19 protein-coding genes are annotated in these 17,011 nt (G+C 63.4%); 12 read left to right on the top strand and 7 right to left on the bottom strand.

All coding sequences use genetic code 11. From position 1 onward, the window contains the following. Positions 1-140: 140 nt before the first annotated feature. Complete coding sequence (locus IAI54_RS01580; RefSeq protein ID WP_187970696.1) at positions 141-764, top strand: hypothetical protein; 624 nt, start codon at positions 141-143, stop codon at positions 762-764. 98 nt (positions 765-862) lie between these two features. After that, positions 863-1,072 (top strand): hypothetical protein, encoded by a 210-nt coding sequence (locus IAI54_RS01575; RefSeq protein WP_187970695.1) that lies wholly within the window; start codon positions 863-865, stop codon positions 1,070-1,072. 431 nt (positions 1,073-1,503) lie between these two features. Here the strand turns inward: IAI54_RS01575 and IAI54_RS01570 are convergent, their stop codons facing one another. The 6 genes from IAI54_RS01570 to IAI54_RS01545 form a co-directional block, all read right to left on the bottom strand. Beyond that, positions 1,504-2,433, bottom strand: coding sequence for a DUF3800 domain-containing protein (locus IAI54_RS01570; RefSeq protein WP_187970694.1), 930 nt, complete (start codon positions 2,431-2,433; stop codon positions 1,504-1,506). Between the two features lie 74 nt (positions 2,434-2,507). Then, positions 2,508-2,738, bottom strand: a complete 231-nt coding sequence (locus IAI54_RS01565) for a hypothetical protein (protein ID WP_187970693.1) — start codon at positions 2,736-2,738, stop codon at positions 2,508-2,510. Continuing rightward, positions 2,731-2,994 carry a hypothetical protein gene (locus IAI54_RS01560; RefSeq protein WP_187970692.1) on the bottom strand — a complete coding sequence of 88 codons (264 nt, stop codon included), beginning with the start codon at positions 2,992-2,994 and terminating at the stop codon, positions 2,731-2,733. The genes IAI54_RS01565 and IAI54_RS01560 overlap by 8 nt, the downstream gene beginning before the upstream one ends. Positions 2,995-3,518: 524 nt before the next feature. Continuing rightward, entirely contained in the window at positions 3,519-4,001 is a 483-nt protein-coding gene (locus tag IAI54_RS01555; protein ID WP_187970691.1) for a hypothetical protein, read from the bottom strand. Between the two features lie 179 nt (positions 4,002-4,180). After that, positions 4,181-4,714 carry a DUF488 domain-containing protein gene (locus tag IAI54_RS01550; protein WP_187970690.1) on the bottom strand — a complete coding sequence of 178 codons (534 nt, stop codon included), beginning with the start codon at positions 4,712-4,714 and terminating at the stop codon, positions 4,181-4,183. Between the two features lie 86 nt (positions 4,715-4,800). Continuing rightward, on the bottom strand, positions 4,801-6,240 hold the full coding sequence (locus IAI54_RS01545; RefSeq protein WP_187970689.1) for a homospermidine synthase: 1,440 nt from the start codon (positions 6,238-6,240) through the stop codon (positions 4,801-4,803). A 712-nt stretch (positions 6,241-6,952) separates the two neighbouring features. Between IAI54_RS01545 and rnk the strand changes: the two genes are divergently transcribed. The 10 genes from rnk to IAI54_RS01495 all read left to right on the top strand — a co-directional run bounded on the left by rnk (position 6,953) and on the right by IAI54_RS01495 (position 16,205). Further along, positions 6,953-7,396 (top strand): nucleoside diphosphate kinase regulator, encoded by a 444-nt coding sequence (rnk, locus tag IAI54_RS01540; protein WP_187970688.1) that lies wholly within the window; start codon positions 6,953-6,955, stop codon positions 7,394-7,396. Positions 7,397-7,542: 146 nt separating this feature from the next. After that, complete coding sequence (locus IAI54_RS01535; protein ID WP_187970687.1) at positions 7,543-8,085, top strand: GreA/GreB family elongation factor; 543 nt, start codon at positions 7,543-7,545, stop codon at positions 8,083-8,085. Positions 8,086-8,115: 30 nt separating this feature from the next. Then, positions 8,116-8,865, top strand: a complete 750-nt coding sequence (locus IAI54_RS01530) for a sulfite exporter TauE/SafE family protein (protein ID WP_187970686.1) — start codon at positions 8,116-8,118, stop codon at positions 8,863-8,865. Between the two features lie 756 nt (positions 8,866-9,621). Continuing rightward, complete coding sequence (locus tag IAI54_RS01525; RefSeq protein ID WP_187970685.1) at positions 9,622-9,912, top strand: DUF1127 domain-containing protein; 291 nt, start codon at positions 9,622-9,624, stop codon at positions 9,910-9,912. A 699-nt stretch (positions 9,913-10,611) separates the two neighbouring features. Continuing rightward, positions 10,612-10,911: an XRE family transcriptional regulator gene (locus tag IAI54_RS01520; RefSeq protein ID WP_187970684.1), complete on the top strand. Its 300-nt coding sequence runs from the start codon at positions 10,612-10,614 to the stop codon at positions 10,909-10,911. An 807-nt stretch (positions 10,912-11,718) separates the two neighbouring features. Next, positions 11,719-12,276 (top strand): NUDIX hydrolase, encoded by a 558-nt coding sequence (locus IAI54_RS01515; RefSeq protein ID WP_187970683.1) that lies wholly within the window; start codon positions 11,719-11,721, stop codon positions 12,274-12,276. Positions 12,277-12,458: 182 nt separating this feature from the next. After that, positions 12,459-12,986: a PTS sugar transporter subunit IIA gene (locus IAI54_RS29230; protein WP_187970682.1), complete on the top strand. Its 528-nt coding sequence runs from the start codon at positions 12,459-12,461 to the stop codon at positions 12,984-12,986. After that, positions 12,983-13,831, top strand: a complete 849-nt coding sequence (locus IAI54_RS28780) for a hypothetical protein (RefSeq protein ID WP_210321198.1) — start codon at positions 12,983-12,985, stop codon at positions 13,829-13,831. Before IAI54_RS29230 ends, IAI54_RS28780 begins: the two co-directional genes overlap by 4 nt. Then, positions 13,828-14,925: a carboxynorspermidine decarboxylase gene (locus tag IAI54_RS01500; RefSeq protein WP_187970680.1), complete on the top strand. Its 1,098-nt coding sequence runs from the start codon at positions 13,828-13,830 to the stop codon at positions 14,923-14,925. The genes IAI54_RS28780 and IAI54_RS01500 overlap by 4 nt, the downstream gene beginning before the upstream one ends. 38 nt (positions 14,926-14,963) lie before the next feature. Next, positions 14,964-16,205: a saccharopine dehydrogenase family protein gene (locus tag IAI54_RS01495; protein WP_187970679.1), complete on the top strand. Its 1,242-nt coding sequence runs from the start codon at positions 14,964-14,966 to the stop codon at positions 16,203-16,205. Between the two features lie 48 nt (positions 16,206-16,253). On the opposite strand, the gene IAI54_RS01490 is transcribed toward IAI54_RS01495, so the two are convergent. Then, positions 16,254-16,997, bottom strand: coding sequence for a uroporphyrinogen-III synthase (locus IAI54_RS01490; RefSeq protein ID WP_187970678.1), 744 nt, complete (start codon positions 16,995-16,997; stop codon positions 16,254-16,256). Positions 16,998-17,011: the final 14 nt, after the last annotated feature.

Here is a 17,011-nt window from a genome sequence, read left to right as displayed (position 1 = left end):
CCCTTCTCTCCGGCTCCTCGTGGCCGGGCATGAGAAAAGGGTGAGTCTGTCAGCGGATTTTTGCAACACCTTTCGTTCAGGTTTTTCAGAGCCGGATCAGTCGTTTACCCTATTTCTGGGACGGACCGGGTTATTATCGCTTGAGACGCTGGAAAAGTCTTAACGTTAATTTCAAGTCCGTTGTCCAATGCCGCCGCCGGCTGGACCATGTCTTCCGAAATGTGGAGAAGGACACCATGATCAGACGAATACTCGCGGGCATCGCCGGGGCTTTGCTGGCCGGGGTAAAGCTGCCGTTCGACGTGCTCGCCGACATCGCGCGCATGATCGGCCTCGGCTCGCCCGGGACTCCGATGCCGCCGCCGGCCATCGCTGAGGACGTGATCGACAGGCAGGCCACCGAACTGCGCCAGCAACTCGCGGCCGCTCCCTCCGTCGTTCCGGAGTTCCCGAAGGCGAGCGCCGGGCACATCGTCCACGCCTACGCCACGGGCCACCGCGCGACGCGCGACAGTTTCGACGCGTCGAAACTCGAGGAGCACGTCGCTGTGGCATTGCTGACCATGCACCCGAGCCAGCTTGCGCGCCTCGCGCTTGCGGGTCCGGAAGCCTGCGGTAGGTGGGCCGAGGGATGCAAGGGTGTCGTCGGGGTGCCGCTCCCGGATCGGGATTGGCTCAGGCGACCAACCGCTGCAAAGGACGGCTCTGCTCCCAACGAGCAGGACGAAGCGCCTGCCTATAGGCCTGCTCGACGGGCTGCCTGATCGCGGCAGCTACCTCGGCGCGGGTCCGGTTCTCCTTGAGCCCGGACTTCGCCGCCCAAGTCTCCCAGGTAGCTTGATGTCGAACGGTATATGAAGCCGTGAAGCAGTTCGGGGTCTCATCGATCTCCACCCCGCGCGCGGCGCACGGCCTCCGCATCGAAGCGGCCGGCATGGACCGCAGCCTCAATTTCGAACAGGTCCATGACCCGCGTGTTGTCGGCACCGAATTCGAGCGCGGCTCTGATCTTGTCGACAAGCCCGTTGGCCTCTGGCAGCCCTTTGAAGATGCCGGCACCGTCCGGACTTAGTAGTTCTCGACGGTCCCGTGGCCGAAGCCGATGTCGATTGACGTGTTGATCCGCGTCGCGCCCAGCATCGCCTGCAGCTTGATTTTACCCCACCGCCCGAGTGGGACGACGCGTAGGCGCGGAAGGCGGCGAACCGGACGTGGTCCTCCAGCAGCCCGGTCGGCGACATGGAATCGTAGTAGGTCCGGGTCAGCAGATCGGGGATGACGAGGTCCAGGTCCTCGACCGGTCCCTCAGATGCGTGTCCGTGTCCGGAGCTTACAGGGCATGCGCGGGATCGGCGACGAAGGCCACCAGCGATCCCTCGAGCATCATCGATGCGCCGAACGCCTCGTTGAGTCTGTAGACGGCCCGCTCAAGCACGTAGCACTCAAGAAGATGGTCGTTGTGGATGCTCAGCAGCTTCGCGCGCTGCTTGATGCGCTCGGCGACTATGTCGCCCGGTGTCTTCTCCCCATCGCCGCTCTTCCCCGTTGCGATAGGGTGAGGGTTCGGGCCGCCGATGCATGGGACCAACGAATTGTTCGCCTGACGGTGGCCGGCCGGTCAGTAGGTGCGCTCCCCCGTGATCTCTTGGGCGACGGCGATCCGGCTTCGGCGAGGAAGTCCTTGAGGCCTTGGTATGTATCCCGGTAGCGGGCGGACTTGATCACCTTCGGCGAGAACAGAAGGCCGAACTCGGAGACCTCATCCTTGCCGTTGTTCCGCACGAACAGCGGCGAGAGGAGCGCGAGAAGAGCAAGTGCGCTTTCGCGCTGGGCATCGTTGCCTCGGGTGTGGACGTTCATGGCGTAGCGCATGGAGCTGACGACGATGTCGATCAGGGAAGTGAAGCGCGACTGCCCGACCGCGGTGTAGTGCGGGCCGAGGATATGCTTCAGCCTGTACTCTTTCGAATAGGGCATGTCCTTGAGGCCGACCGAGAACTTTTCGGTCAGGTGCCCGTCAATGAGGTTATTCTGGTCGTTGAAGCGGTCCAGCAGCACCAGCCCCTGCGACTTCATGCGCACGAGGCAGCAGTCGAAGTGGAAGCAGACCGTGTTGATACCGTTCCGGCGCGCCTCGTCCATGCTGCTGCAGATATTGTGCAGGATCAGATAGGATAGAAGCCCTACGTTATGCGCCACGGCAGCCTGAATGATCGCCTGCTTCAGGTTCCGGAACTGCTCGTGCGTCAGGTTGTCGGGGCGCGGATTGAACTTCAGCCGAAAGTCACGCGGGATGCCAGCGTCGTCCCTGATCTTCTCGATTGCCGCTGAAAGGCTCGGCGCGGCATCTGAAGAGATCATCACCGCGGCGTAGACCAGGAAGTCCCCGGCATTTTCGTCGATGTTGCTTTCGTCGCAGTAGAGGAGGTACATCGAATCACCCCACAGCTCGTTATGAGACCGCGCAGTTTACGACGCGGAAGCCGGTCACACGAGGCGGCGAGCCTTCACTCCTTCTTTTCCACTGGCTGCCCGGTCGACGGGTCGATCCCGTCCGGGAAGTAGCCGCAGAGCTGTTCCGCTAGGCGGCCGTCACGGTAGCGCTTCCATGCCTCGCGCATGGCCCTCCGGCGGGCTGCCTCGCGGCGCTGCTTCGCTATTGCGTCGACAATCTCGAGCATCTCGTGGTCCATGTCTCCAGCTACGAGGAATGCTGCGGCCACGTCTTCGTCACGCATGTCCGGACAGGCTCCTGATGAGCGTGTCGCGGCTGGCGACGGCCTTGCGCAATGCGGCCACTTCCTCTTCGAGATCGTGTACCCGGTGGACCGCCGACCGCGCAACCGCCAGCGCCTCGGCAGCCGAGGAACGGGCGCGGATCAGCCTGGCGTGCCAGAGGCTCGAGACCTGCGCCTCACGGCGCTCGCGGACCGCCTGCACGCCTGCTTGATGGGCGGATGCGGCTACAGCGACACCAGCCATCCCGAGAGCCAAGAAAGTATTCCCCACGCCCTGCGCGGGACACGGAACGGAACGATGATGATGTGCCATAATGCGGCCTCCGGAACTCAGAACACTGCAGGTAGATGGCAGGATCTTATTCCTAGGACAACCCAGAGGTCCGGAGAACTCGCCGGCATGCCTGGCAGAGATCTAACAGTAGACGGTGTCGCCCCATCGCTCGCCTTCGCGCGACACACGACGCGCATTAGGTTGTGATTGCCGTCGGATCTGAATCGCTGCGGACCTTCCGCGCTTCATTGATGATGTCTACAACGAGCGCCGGCTACACACGGCGCTAGGATATCTGAGCCCGCAGCAGTTCGAGGATCAATACACCCGGCACTCTGTCAAAACCGCCGCCTGATCCTGTCCGCCCGCAGGGGGCGCACTCCAGAGAGCCTTCAGTTAGAGATCGCTCCAGCCGTGTTGGACCAGCACATCTATCAGCGATTCTTCGTCCTCCCGCCACTCCCGCCGGCTCCTGCCATATTGGAGATTGATGGCGAAGACGCGGTTCAGAGTGGACCGTTGCCGGTCTTCGGCGGCCTCTTCCGAAGCGGCGGCGGCGGCTGTCGGCCTTCTCTTTTCGCCCGGATTCGTTGCTGCTCTCGCTGGAGGCGCAAAACTTCCCAGCGCATACGAGTTCTGTCAAACCAGCTTTGATACGCGGTTAGAAGCGGCAACATTGCATCATGCGCTTTTTGCGCTGCCTCCACATCACCAGCTTCAGCAGCAACTCGTTCCCAAGGAACCATGGTGCGCTCTTTCTCGCCCTCATCCGGAACGAATAACAGACGCGCGGTGAACCCTTCCGTCGAAGGGATAGCCAGGGAAGCGGTCCAACGGCCGTGGTTCACTTCGATCACATAATGTCCGGGGAGCGTCGGCCGTTCAGTCGCTTCAATCGAAGCTGCGAAGAATTCTTGTATGATGATCATAGCGAATTCGGTAACTCCGATCCGGTTAAAGATGTTTGTAGGTGTCGCTAATCGGCTCATGATCCCGAACTGCCAAGTGGTGATCGCATGCCATAGACGCTAAGGCGACGTTGTGACCCACGAAATGCTCGCCGATAAGGAGTCGGAGCTACGATAGATGCGGTAGCGGCTGGAAAGGCGTTGTATCGCCTAGTCCGACTCTTAGAACTCGGCAGCAGGTCGGCAAACGATCCCCGTAACTAGCTCGCCGGATATGTGGCCGACCCATCTTCGTGCATGACGGCCCCGTCAGTCGGCGTGGCTGGCTCGATCCTGCCCTTGCCGATCAGGTGGCGGACCTCAATGCCATGCGTCAGCAGATGGTCCGCGATGATGCGTCGATGGCATCGCCACCAGACAGCCTCTGAGCACATGATGCCGCATCGGCGCTCCGTTCCCAAGGTGATGAGCTGATGAAGGCCAGCCGTAAACTCGTCGGCGAGCGCGTAATCCGCGTAGTTGTGAAAGATGCGATTGCGCCACACGCCGTTCGTTTCGGCGGGAATGACATCGACCTTCCCGCGTCTTCCGCCCAGCGGAACGACGAGCTCGTATCCGATCTGGGCTCCGACCAATGACTGCGCAAGACGTTCGCTGTCGAACTGAGGATGCGTGCGGGACCCAGGCAGCCTTCGGACATCCACGATCAGGTCGATGCGGGGGACGCGCAGCAAGTCGATGAATTCGTCGATGGTTCGGTTCGAATGCCCGACCGTGAAGATGGGGTTGTCCAATCTCATCTCGCCTGAGTCGTTACGCCGGGCCGCCAGTGACCCAGCTCCGGCCCTCTGACAACAGCGGCCGGGATGCACAGTTCGGGTTAGCCGACGAGCACGTTGCGGAACTGCCACGGATCCGCTGTGTCGATGTTTTCCGGGAAGAATCCGGGCCGACCTTCGAGCGGCGTCCAGTCGGTGTACGTCCCCGAGACTTTCCCGAGGTAGGGCGTCTGGATCTCCAGGCAGCGACGGAAGTCCAGCTCCTCGACCTCGACGATGCCCTCCGACGGGTTTTCGAGCGCCCACACCATTCCGGCGAGTATCGCGGAAGTCACCTGAAGCCCCGTCGCATTGTGGTGAGGAACGAGCGCGCGCGCCTCTTCAATGGAAAGCGTCGAGCCATACCAGTAGGCGTTCTTGCCGTGGCCGTAGAGCAGCACGCCAAGTTCGTCGACGCCATCGGCGATCTCGTCCTCGCCGAGGATGTGGAAGGTCTTCTGCGGCGTTCCGGCCTTGCCGAACATCTCATGCAGGGAGAGCACCGCGTCGTCGCACGGATGGTAGGCGTAGTGGCAGGTCGGGCGATAGGCAGCCGTTCCGTGCTTGTCGCGCACCGTGAAATAGTCCGACAGCGTGATCGCCTCGTTGTGGGTGACGAGAAAAGCGTGCTGGGCGCCGGCGGTCGGGGTCCAGGAACGGACGCGCGTGTCGGCGCCGGGCTGCAAAAGGTAGATCGCGGACCGCGCGCCCTTCTCATGCCTGCGGCCGTTCTCCGGCATCCATGTCTCGTGCGTGCCCCAGCCGAGTTCGGCCGGCTGCAGGCCTTCGGCGACGAATCCTTCTACGGACCAGGTGTTGACGAATGTTCCGATCGGCTTCGGGGAAAGGGAACGCTGGGTGTCGCGCTCGGCGATATGGATGCCCTTGACGCCCACACGCTGCATAAGCGCGGCCCACTCATCCCGCGTCTTCGGCTCCGGAGCTTCTATGCCCGTGTCCGTCGCGAGGTTCAGCAGCGCCTGCTTGACCAGCCATGAGACCAGGCCCGGATTTGCGCCGCAGCAGTTAACGGCTGTCGGGCCACCGGGGTTTTCCGCCTGCGCCTCGAGGATGATCTCGCGCAGGGCATAGTTTGTGCGTGCTTCCGGCCCGGCGCTTTCGTCAAGGTAGAAGCCCGCCCAGGGCTCGGCGACGGTATCGATGTAGAGCGCCCCGACCTCGCGACAGAGCTCCATCACGGCGCGCGACGAGACATCGACCGACACATTCACGCAGAATCCCTGCCCGCCGCCTTCGGTGAGCAGCGGCGTCAGGAGGTCACGATAGCCGTCGCGGGTGACAGCCGCATGGACGAAGCGAATGCCATTCGCGTCGAGGAGCGCCCGGTCCGCGTCGTTCGGATCGATGACGACGAAGCGCGAGCGGTCGAACTCGAAATGGCGCTCCAGCAGGTGCAGCATGCCTTTTCCGATCGAGCCGAACCCGATCATGACGAGGGGTCCCGTAATCCTGCCGTGGATCGGCCATTCGTTGTTGTTCATGAGACTGTCCAATCTTCAATTCTGCGCCTGTTCGGCGCGCTGTTCTGAGTGCGCGGGGAGATCGCTGGACGCGGATGCGCGTCCGGTTTGTCGCGCGTCGGCGCGATCAGCGGCTTGAGCCGCTTGTCGGGACGGATCCGTTTCCGGCCTACGTCGTGCGATAACCGCCCCGCGCCCAAGGCGTGTCGACGGTCCTGATCATCATTTGAGAAAAAGAGATTGCCTGCGCGGCGTCGATCGGCCGCCACCAGCGTTGCGCCCCACAGCCGGGCGCAACGCGTCCCGACCGGGGGCTAGTTGCCCGCGATGGGGCACACCCTGAAGAGAATTCCGCCGATGGGGAAGACGCTGGTCATACCTGATGAGGTGGGCGTTCTCGCCATGCTTGTCAAGCATCCGTCGCGGCAGCGGCGGGCATCTGACAGGTCCTGTGCGATGCAGGAATTCGCCCAGCTTGACTTTATGTCTAGGGTGTCCCACGTTCTCCCGCATGTTGACTGATCGTTGCCTCCTCCCGCTTGAACGGGCATTCCCTATCGCGGGCACCTAACCCCCGGCTCGGTCGCGTCGCGCCCCGGCCGCGGGGCATAGGGCTACACGCGCTGCGAAACGCGGCGATGTAGGAACAGCGACAAACCAATCCACACATACAATCCTTCAGCCGTTCGCCGCCTGTTGCGGCGCGGTTGGATAATCTTGAAAGAGTTTTGAAATGGCCACCACCACGGGCGGGCGCAAGCCTGCCATCACGATGACTCGCTCCGACCATTTGAGCCTGTCGCGTCTTGCGGAATCCCGCGCTGCCAGGGATCCGGATATGTCCGATCAGCTCCTCGCCGAACTCGACCGCGCCCGCGTGGTTGAGGACAGGCGCATCGCAGCCGACGTCGTCCGCATGGGCTCGACGCTGCGGTTCACCACCGACACGGGCGAAGACCGGACCGTCACGCTTGTGTTCCCTGGGGAGGCAGATATCGCCATGGGCAAGGTCTCGGTCCTGACGCCTATCGGCGCGGCCCTGATCGGCCTGTCCGCCTCGCAGTCGATCGACTGGACGTCGCGCGACGGCCGCGTCCACAGGCTGACCGTCGAGCACGTTGGACAGAACGATGTCGCACGACCGCCACGGCCGCAGCCGGAACTTCGGACGGCATGACCATGTCGGTGCCCCTCAGCCGCCTCTCGCTTTACGGAGGATGTCTCATCGCAGGCTCGTAGCCCCCTGTGCCGCACCCGCGCGGCCAGGGGTTCTCCACTTCGTCCCGACTTTCCCGCTCCCAGGCGGAGCAATGGAGAACTACGATGTCAAAAGAAACCTGCATCCTCACCACGAAGGACTTCACGATCGTCGAGGTCATGCGCGACCGCTGCCTCGGCAAGGACGATCCGCTCGCGCCGATACTCAAGCGGAAGCTCGAATCCGCCATCGTCATGTTCCGCGACGACGTTCCGGACGATGTCGCCACCATGAGCAGCCGCGTCACGTTCAGTGTGAACGGGCGCGATCCCGATACCAGGATCATCTCGCACGACCGGATGACGTCTCCGGTCGGGATGTTCCTGCCCGTCACCACCTTGCGCGGGCTGGCGCTTCTCGGTCTCGCCGAGGGCGAGCACTTCGTGTTCACGAACAGCGACGGTATCGAAGAGCGGATTCTGCTCGAGAAGGTCCACTACCAGCCGGAAGCGGCACGACGGGAAAAGGAAGCCCTGGAGAGACACTCGATTGGACAAGCTCCCGGCAAACCTTCGCTGAGACTGATCCGCGGCGCGTTCTACGATCGTGAACCGCTCGTCGCCGTCTCCCCGGACGGGTTCGACGATCCCGGCCCTTCGGCTGCATGACGGCAGCGTCGTGAACTCGAGAAGCACACGATGACTGAGTATCTGCTGCTGGCCGTTGCGGCCTTCCTCGCAGGCATGCTGAACACGGTGGCGGGCGGAGGCACGTTCCTGACCTTCCCCGCCCTCGTCTACACGGGCGTGCCGCTGGTGGCCGCCACTGCGACCAGCGCCGTCGCCGTCTTTCCGGGGTATCTTGGCGGGGCGGCGGGCTTTCGTAGGGAAATCCGGGCATTCGACCGGAGCCGCCTGTTGAAGGCCACCGCAGCCACTGCCTTGGGCGGTCTTGTCGGATCGCTGCTGCTTCTGGTGTCTTCCAACGAAGCCTTTGCGGCCGTGGTTCCGTTCCTTCTGGCGCTGGCCACGTTCGTCTTCGCGTTCGGCGACCGCCTCAAGAACGTGATGGAGAAGCATGCCGTCGGAGCCGGTGCTGCCGGACACGTCGGAACCATCGCCGTCGCAATCTACGGCGGTTACTTCAACGGTGGTCTCGGGATCATGCTGCTTGCGCTGTTTTCGCTCTGGGGAATGCGCGACCTCAACCAGATGAACGGGCTGAAGAACGGCCTGTCCTTCATCGTGTCGGCGATCTCCGTCGCGACGTTCGCGGCAGCTGGCCTCGTGGCCTGGCCGCAAGCGGTGGTGATGATGGCGGCCGCTACGCTTGGCGGCTACCTCGGCGCACCTGTCGCAAGGGCCCTACCTGCGTGGATGGTGAGAGCGGGAGTCATCGCGGTCGGCGTCGCGATGAGCGCGGCGTTCTTCTGGAGGCTCGTGGCGTGAACGGACTGACGGCATGTCCCCGGATCACGATCCGGAGACATCGGCGGGGCGGCAGGGCAGCATTCGCGCGGCCCTGCCCGTTCCGGAACGCTAACGCCGCTTTGCTCCAGGTCCCGGCGCGGCGATCGCCGACACTGTCGACGCAGCCTGAGCCTTTTTCTCCTTGGGTTGCTTCGGCTTGCGGACCTCGCGGTTGCCTCTTCTTGTCGCCATTTCGGCATTCCTTCTTCCAATGTCCCACCGCCCGGGCCGCGTCTGAACGCTCGAGCCCCGTCGGTGGGAATGTTTCGATCTATGGAAAGGATAGCCCTGGTCCTGGGCGCTCGCCGCGGACCAGGGCTACAAGCCTGCTTTGGGCCGCCTACGGAAGGAAAGTCCGTATGAAGGAATTCTAGTCATGGCCCACATCATGACGAAGTTAAAAATAAAGTCAAACATAATTAGGCGAAGACAAGCAGCGACGCAAGGCCGCACTCGACCTTTGTCTGTTGAAATATCTCTCTGAATTGATTATATATTTGCTATGTTGAACTTCATCCAAGAAAACAACTGGTTTGCTTTCCTAGCGCCATCCCTGACCCGCTCCTAGCCCCGAGCGGCTCGAACGCACGCGTTCGCCGCCTCGGGGCTTCCAAGAAGACAATCAGAGCATATCGCGACGGCGCGCTCCTCACGCGAACGCACCCGTTGCCATGCACGCCGCCTTCGCATTCTTGCGCGCGCGGCTCGATCAACTTTGTGAACGGAGCGGCAATCATGTCCGAATTCAAGCGATCAGGAACCCATCCAGCATCATCCCCTCGCGCGGGTTTTCGCGCGACAGTAGCGGATCTCATCTCCCGCGCGGCGCAGCGTTGGCATCGCGGCCAGGCGGCCGCGGCGCTCCATCGCCTCGACGACCGGCAGCTGGAAGACATCGGGATCTCGCGAAACGACATCCCCCGCGTCGTCGCAGGCCTCGTCCCTTCGAACATCGAGACCTCGACGCAGGACGCCCGGATCTCGGCGCATGCCGCCAGGCTCCTGAGGGCAGCCCGATACCAGTGAAGGAGGCAGAGATGGATATGACGACCAGGACGATCGTGGCCGTAGGGCTTCTCAGCATGATGATCATCGCGTTCTTGGTGATCTGAACGAAACAAGCCTCCGGCGAAGGCACGCAGTCTCGAGAGGCAGGCAGGTAAAATATCGCCATGTGCACTGAAACTTTCATCAGGATTTCGAGGCTTGTCGGGACAGGCCGAATCCTTCGCCGGAGCGGGCAGTCCAACCCTCAATCCCGCATGCAACGCCCTGCTCCGGCACTACCCCCGACAATGCGGTTCATTCCCGCGGCGCCATCTCGCCGCACGATGGAGCGTGACATGAGAATATTCCGGTCGAAGCGCGTCTGCCTTTCCTGCAACCGATCCCTTCCGAGAGCGGCGTCCCGTTGCCCGTGGTGCATCGATTCAATCGTCGTGCCGGCGGCGCTGCTGGACCGACCGATCCCGCACCGCGATCCGCGCGGGCGCAACATGGCACCGAGGCTGTCATGAAGCGCGGCGACCTGCTTGGGGACAAGCGACCTCTTGCTAGGCGCACGACCAAAGGAAAGCGTTCGACGCTGCATCGGAATTGCTCGCAGATACGTTACCGCGAGCCCTCCGATGGCTCGCCACCGTCACCAGCCGATCCCGCGTCTCCATTGCAACTAGAGAGCGCGGGGAGAAGACTGCCGGCCACAAGGAAACGAAGGAGGACAGCATGATAACCGGGTCACAGTGTCGAGCGGCAAGAGCGCTCGTAGAGATCACCCGCGGGAAACTCTGTATCCGTTCCGGCATCGATGAGACCGTCATCCAAGACTTCGAACGCAAGCTTGACAAGCCGGACGACAGAACCATCGACGCGCTCAAGACGGCGCTGGAAGAGCTCGGCGCGGTGTTCATCGACGAGAACGGCGGCGGAATTGGCGTTCGGCTGAAGTTCACGGAATCGGAGGCGAAGCGGATCGCTCGCCTGGAGGGCGAAGGAGGAATCGTCGCGAACGACCGGGTGCCGTGATCCTTCAGTACTGAAGATCGGCTAGGAAAGAGCGCTCCGCTCTCACCACGTCCCGATGCCGGATCAGTCCAAATGGCCTGCTCCGATCGGCGCGAGGGCGAGTAACCCGGGCGGGCTTCGGCCCGCGAGGCCGCCTGCGGAGACATTCCGGTGGCTTTGCCGACGGGTCACTCGGTCCATTATTACAGGAAGTGAAGGAGCGCTCCCAAGCTGCTCGGCCACAGGAGGTCGAGCAGCAGCTCGACGTATCCGTCGTCAATCGCGTCGAACGCGACCGGATGTTTTCGTCGTGGCGATCGCCGCGGCATTGCCTTGCCCGTTTTCACAGGGCAACGCCGGATGTGAGGTTGCTTGGTCCGCCCGGGTCGCGACCCAAGCGAACACATCCAACGTGTTGTGCGATAGCAACCGTAGCACGGGCGGCATAATGTCACCTCGGAAAGCCCACAGCGTGAGCTTACATATGCGACATGTGCATGGAGAATTTCATCAGGGTGTCGAGGCTTACCGGGAACGGGCGCATCCCTTCCCGGAGCATGTTGCCTCACCCTGAATCCCGCACCTAAGCCTGCTCCGGGAATTATCGAATACATTGCGGTCTACTCCTGCGGCCTGATGCGCCGCATCGATGGAGCGTATGATGAGAACCTCCCATGTCCGGCTGATATGCCTTCCATGTAACCGCTCGCTGCCGAGAGCAGCAAACAGGTGTCCTTGGTGCCTGTCGACGATGGTCGAGCCATCTCGGAACCTCTTCCATTCCTTCGCCCGCACTTTAGGCTCGACGGCCGCGCAGGTGGTGCGGCAATGACCGCCGGGCTGGCAAGTCAGACCGTCGCCGAGGCATCGTACCGAGCCGAGTACGCGGCGCTTCCGTGGCGCATGAGTGGCGAGGGAACGATGGAGGTCCTGCTGATTCGGCAACGGCAGGAGAAGCGGTGGACCGTCCCCAGCGGCCCCCGTTCCGGAACGAGAACGGAGTTTCGGGCGGCCGAGCGGGCTGCATTCCAGCATGCAGGCGTCACCGGACGGCTTGCACCGGCACCGGTCGGGCGCTTCCTCACCACCCTCACCCTTGCCGACGGCCGGAAGGACTCCTGCGAGGTGACCGTATTCGGACTGCACGTGTGGGGCACCTTGGTCAACTGGCCAGACGAAACGAAGGTCCTGAGGCGGTGGATGCCCTTGAGCGAGGCACGGGCTTTGGCAGCCGATTCCGGACTTGCAGAGCTGCTCGCTTCCGTCATGTCGGGCGCGACAGTTCAAGACCCGGACGAGCCGCTACGCGTCATCCCAGCTCGGGACGACCGCCGCCTGTCAGGGTCCGCGCCGCTGGCCGGAACGGCCGGGATCGGCCCATGCTGATCCTGCCGCAGTTCGTTTCCCCCAGTGGAGCACGGCTCCTCAAATCGGGATCCTGACCCGGACGCGATCTGACCCCTGGCTCAGCGTCCGGGTCAGCCAGGCTTCAAACAACAGACATCCACTTCGCGCCCATCGCCCGGGCGCGACCGCCTCGGCAGTTGGGCCGGCGCGAGGAGGCCATCATGGATATTCTCGATCTTTTGCATCTGCGGGACATTCACGTCCGAGAGCCGGCACAGGCAAGACGGCCACTGCTCAGGACGTTATCCGGCCGCCTGGCTGCCCGGGCCGGCGCACCTGAGGAGACGGTCCTGGCGGCGCTTCTGAACCGGGAAAGCCTCGGTTCTACTGGTATCGGACATGGCATAGCCGTTCCTCACGCCCTTCTGACCGGGCTCCGGGCGCCTGCTGCGACGCTTGCGATCCTTGACCGCCCGGTCTGGTTCCGGGCTCCCGATGAACAGCCTGTCGACGTGGTGCTTGCGGTTATCTGGCCCCGGGAACGTGGCGGTGAATTCTCGCCCGCGGTGGCGCGCTTCTGTCGCAAGCTGTCGAATCCGGACGTCCTCAAACGAATCCGAAGCGCTCTTTCGTCTGACGGGGTCCTCACATGCCTTGGGGCTTCAGACGGCGTCGCCCAGCAATCACCAACTGCAATCCCGCCTCCTTCGACGGGGGCGGAAGCACCAAGACGGGCGGGGTTCAGATGATGGCGAAGGTCGATGCCTGCCGCGAGATTGCCTGGCATGAAAAGATGAAGACCGATCTCGGAATCGCGGATGCGCTGGAATGCGACGTAGCCATGGCTCGGGAGATTGTCGACGCCTTGTTCCGCGCGCGTTCGACGGCTGGATTCGCACCCGTCGAACGATGTCACGGGACGGAAGCCGGCATCAGGCTGGCGATCGCGCACGCACTCCACAAGGTGGCTGGACTTGGCCTCACCGACGCGGCTGCCGTGTCGGCGGGAAGCCGGCAGGTTTCCGCGTCTCTGACGAAGCTCCTTGAGTTCCGTCCTCGCGGCCTCCGACCGGGCGAAGATGATCTTCCGGACGGCGGCTGCGCGGATCCGCTGATGCTGTTCGCCGCGCATGCGGCGGAAGCAATCCCGATCGCCGCGGCCGACGAGTACCTGGATGTAGCTGATGGCAGGCGCGTCTACTGGCGGAAGCCGCGGCGCGACGCCCACGCGCTCGCCTGCGAGCTCCACCGTCTGTCATGCGCAAGCAGGCGGGAAGACACGCCTGCGCTCCAGGAAGGGTATCTGGAACTGCTCGCCCGGCTGCGAGAGCCGGAGGACCACGTCTGCGAGTGGATCGGGACTGTCGCCGACGGTCGCTTCCACCCTGCTCCCGACAGGTTCTCCGAGCGCTCCCCTGGGATGAGGCAGGGACCGTCCGACATCCCGCTCCGGTCCTTCGCCGAATCCTACGCGGCGAAGGTTTCGGTCAACGTGTCTCTGGCGGCGCGCGCGATGAAGAGGCGGGCGCTCGGCCTCGCCGTGGTCGATCCGCTGAAGATGTCGGCAATCCGGAAAGGCAAGGGCCAGCCATGACGAAGACCCCGCACTATCTCATCGACAAGTCCAGGCTGCTCCGCAACCTCGAGCGGATCGCCTACCTGCGCGAGAAGTCCGGTGCGAAGGCGCTGCTTGCACTGAAGTGTTTCGCGGCCTGGGGCGTGTTCGACTTCATGCGCCCCTACATGGACGGCACGACCTCCTCCTCGCTTAACGAGGTCAGGCTTGGGCGAACCCGCTTCGGAGGCGAAACCCACGCGTACAGCGTCGCCTGGGCTGACCACGAGATCGACGAAGCGGCGATGCTTGCCGACAAGATCATCTTCAACTCGATCGGCCAGCTTGATCGCTTCGGCGCGCGCGTGGGCGGCCTCGCCTGCGGGCTTCGGCTCAACCCGGGCATCAGCGCGTCGCACTTCGATCTTGCCGATCCGTCGCGTCCGTTCAGTCGCCTCGGCGAAACCGACCCGGGCAGGATCGAAGCCGTCCTCGACCGGATCAACGGCTTCATGATCCACAACAACTGCGAGAACGGCGACTTCGCGCTGTTTTCCCAGATGCTCGACCGGATCGAAGCGAGGTACGGCGACCTGCTGCACTACGCCGACTGGATAAGCCTGGGCGGCGGCATCCACTTTGCAGCAGACGGCTATCCGCTGGACGCGCTGTGCGAACGCCTGCGGCGCTTCTCCGAGAAATTCGGCGCCCAAGTCTACCTCGAGCCAGGCGAGGCCGCGATCACCGACAGCGCGACGCTCGAAGTGACGGTGCTCGACACGTTCGACAACGGCCGGAAGCTGGCGATCGTCGACGCCTCGGTCGAAGCGCACATGCTGGATCTGCTGATCTACAGGCAGGATGCCAGGATCGCGCCTGACACCGGACCCTTCGAATACATGGTCTGCGGCAAGTCCTGCCTGGCGGGAGACATCTTCGGCAGCTTCCGCTTTCAGGCCCCGCTCGAAGTCGGCGACCGCGTCTCGGTCCAGGACGCGGCTGGCTACACCATGGTGAAGAAGAACTGGTTCAACGGCGTGGCGATGCCCTCCATTGCCGTGCGCGAACTCGACGGGTCCATCCGAACCGTCCGCGAGTTCGGCTACGCCGACTACGAATCCAGCCTCTCGTGAAATCCTCATCCAAGCAAGGAAGGAGCACCCTCCCCGAAATGAAAAAGCATGCCCTGATTATCGGCGCGGGCGGCGTAGCGAAGGTCGTCGCGCACAAATGCGCGCAGAACAACCACATCCTCGGCGACATCCACATCGCCTCCCGGACCTTGGAAAAGTGCGAGGCGATCATCGCGTCGATCCGCGAAAAGAACGTGCTGAACGCCGAGGGCAAACTGGAGGCCCACCAGCTGGACGCGCTCGATACCGCAGCCACCGAAGACCTGATCCGGCGAACAGGCGCGCAGATCGTCATCAATGTCGGCTCGGCATTCGTGAACATGTCCGTGCTCTCGGCCTGCATCGCGACAGGCGCCGCCTACATCGATACCGCGATCCACGAAGACCCCGCCAAGGTGTGCGAGGCCCCGCCCTGGTACGAGAACTACGAGTGGAAGCGCCGCGAGGAATGCGCCGCAGCCAACGTGACCGCCGTCCTCGGTGCAGGTTTCGATCCAGGTGTCGTGAACGCCTACGCGCGGCTCGCGAAGGACGACTATTTCGACCTGATCGACTCGCTCGACATCATCGACATCAACGCCGGCAGCCACGGGAGGTACTTCGCCACGAACTTCGACCCGGAGATCAATTTCCGGGAGTTCACCGGGCAGGTCTGGTCATGGCAGGAGGAGAAGTGGACCTCCAACCGGATGTTCGAGGTCGGGCAGGAGTGGGAACTTCCCGTGGTCGGGCGGCAGAAGGCTTACCTGACCGGGCATGACGAAGTGCATTCCCTGTCGCAGTTGCTTGACATCCCGAACGTCCGCTTCTGGATGGGCTTCGGCGATCACTACATCAACGTCTTCAATGTCCTGAAGAACCTGGGTCTACTGTCCGAAAAGCCCGTCACCACGGCGGAGGGCGTCGATGTCGTTCCGCTCAAGGTGGTGAAGGCGGTGCTTCCGGACCCGTCGTCACTGGCTGACGGCTACACGGGCAAGACGTGCATCGGCACCCTTGCAAAAGGCGTGAAGGACGGCCGCGAGCGCGAGATTTTCATCTACAACGTCGCCGATCACGAGGAGGCCTGCGAAGAGGTCGGGAGCCAGGGCATCTCGTACACGGCAGGTGTGCCGGCCGTGGCCGCGGCAATCCTGGTCGCCACTGGCCGTTGGGACGTGGGCAGGATGGCGAACGTGGAAGAGCTGCCGCCGCGACCCTTCCTCGGGCTGCTGGGCCAGCTCGGACTGTCCACGCATCTCAGCGAGGGATGCGACGATCGGATCCTGCTGTTCCCATGATTTCTGCGGAGCGCGCCCGGCAGTCCGGGTGCCCTCCGGCCCGCGGCGTCAGCGGGGTAAAGGCCGGAATCCTTCTGCGCCGTGACCCGTCTCCAGCCCGTCGACCGCGCGAAGGATTCCTTCCCTTGTCGGCGAGGCGGCCGTGAGGGACTCGATCCACGGCAGCTGCCCCAGCCGAGTGGCGATCTTGTCCGACAGCGACAGGGACCTCGCCCTCCTGCAGACTTCGGAATTGCCCGTCGACGCGACCAGTCCGCAGAATGCATCCGCTGTCCGCACCGACATGAACAGCACGGCGTCGATCTGTCCGCGTCGCAGGAGGTTCTTCGCTTCCTCGGGCAGCTGCCGGGCCTGGGAGGTAGCGTAGACTTCCACCCGCCCGCAGCTGTAGCCCTGCGCCGCAAGCGCTCCCGCGACATCCACCGAGACATGGCGGCCGCTGGGATATGCCAACGGCCCATACTCCGGCCGCCAGTGGTGCCTGACCATTTCGAGCAGGCTTCCAGCCGTGCCGGAAGCGGCCACGATGTTCGACAGGCCCGCAGCCCTCGCGGCCGATGCCGTGTCGGGACCTACCGCGAAAACCCGGATCCCCGGATCCAGACCCTCGAGCGCAGGCACCGCGTTGGCGGAGGTGAGGATGATCGCCGAGGCTGTCCCGAGGGTCCTGCCGTCGAATGGCAGGGGATCCACCTGCAGCAGAGGCGCGAGATGGACACTGTGCCCTCTTCGCTCCAGAACCTCCGACATGGCGGCAGCCTGCGCCTTGGGACGGGTGAGCAGCAGGTTCAACGCGATCTCCGATG

Origin of the sequence: Aquibium microcysteis, from assembly GCF_014495845.1 — a bacterium.
Taxonomy (GTDB): Bacteria; Pseudomonadota; Alphaproteobacteria; order Rhizobiales; family Rhizobiaceae; genus Aquibium; species Aquibium microcysteis.
This window is presented reverse-complemented; position numbering and strand designations above follow the sequence as displayed.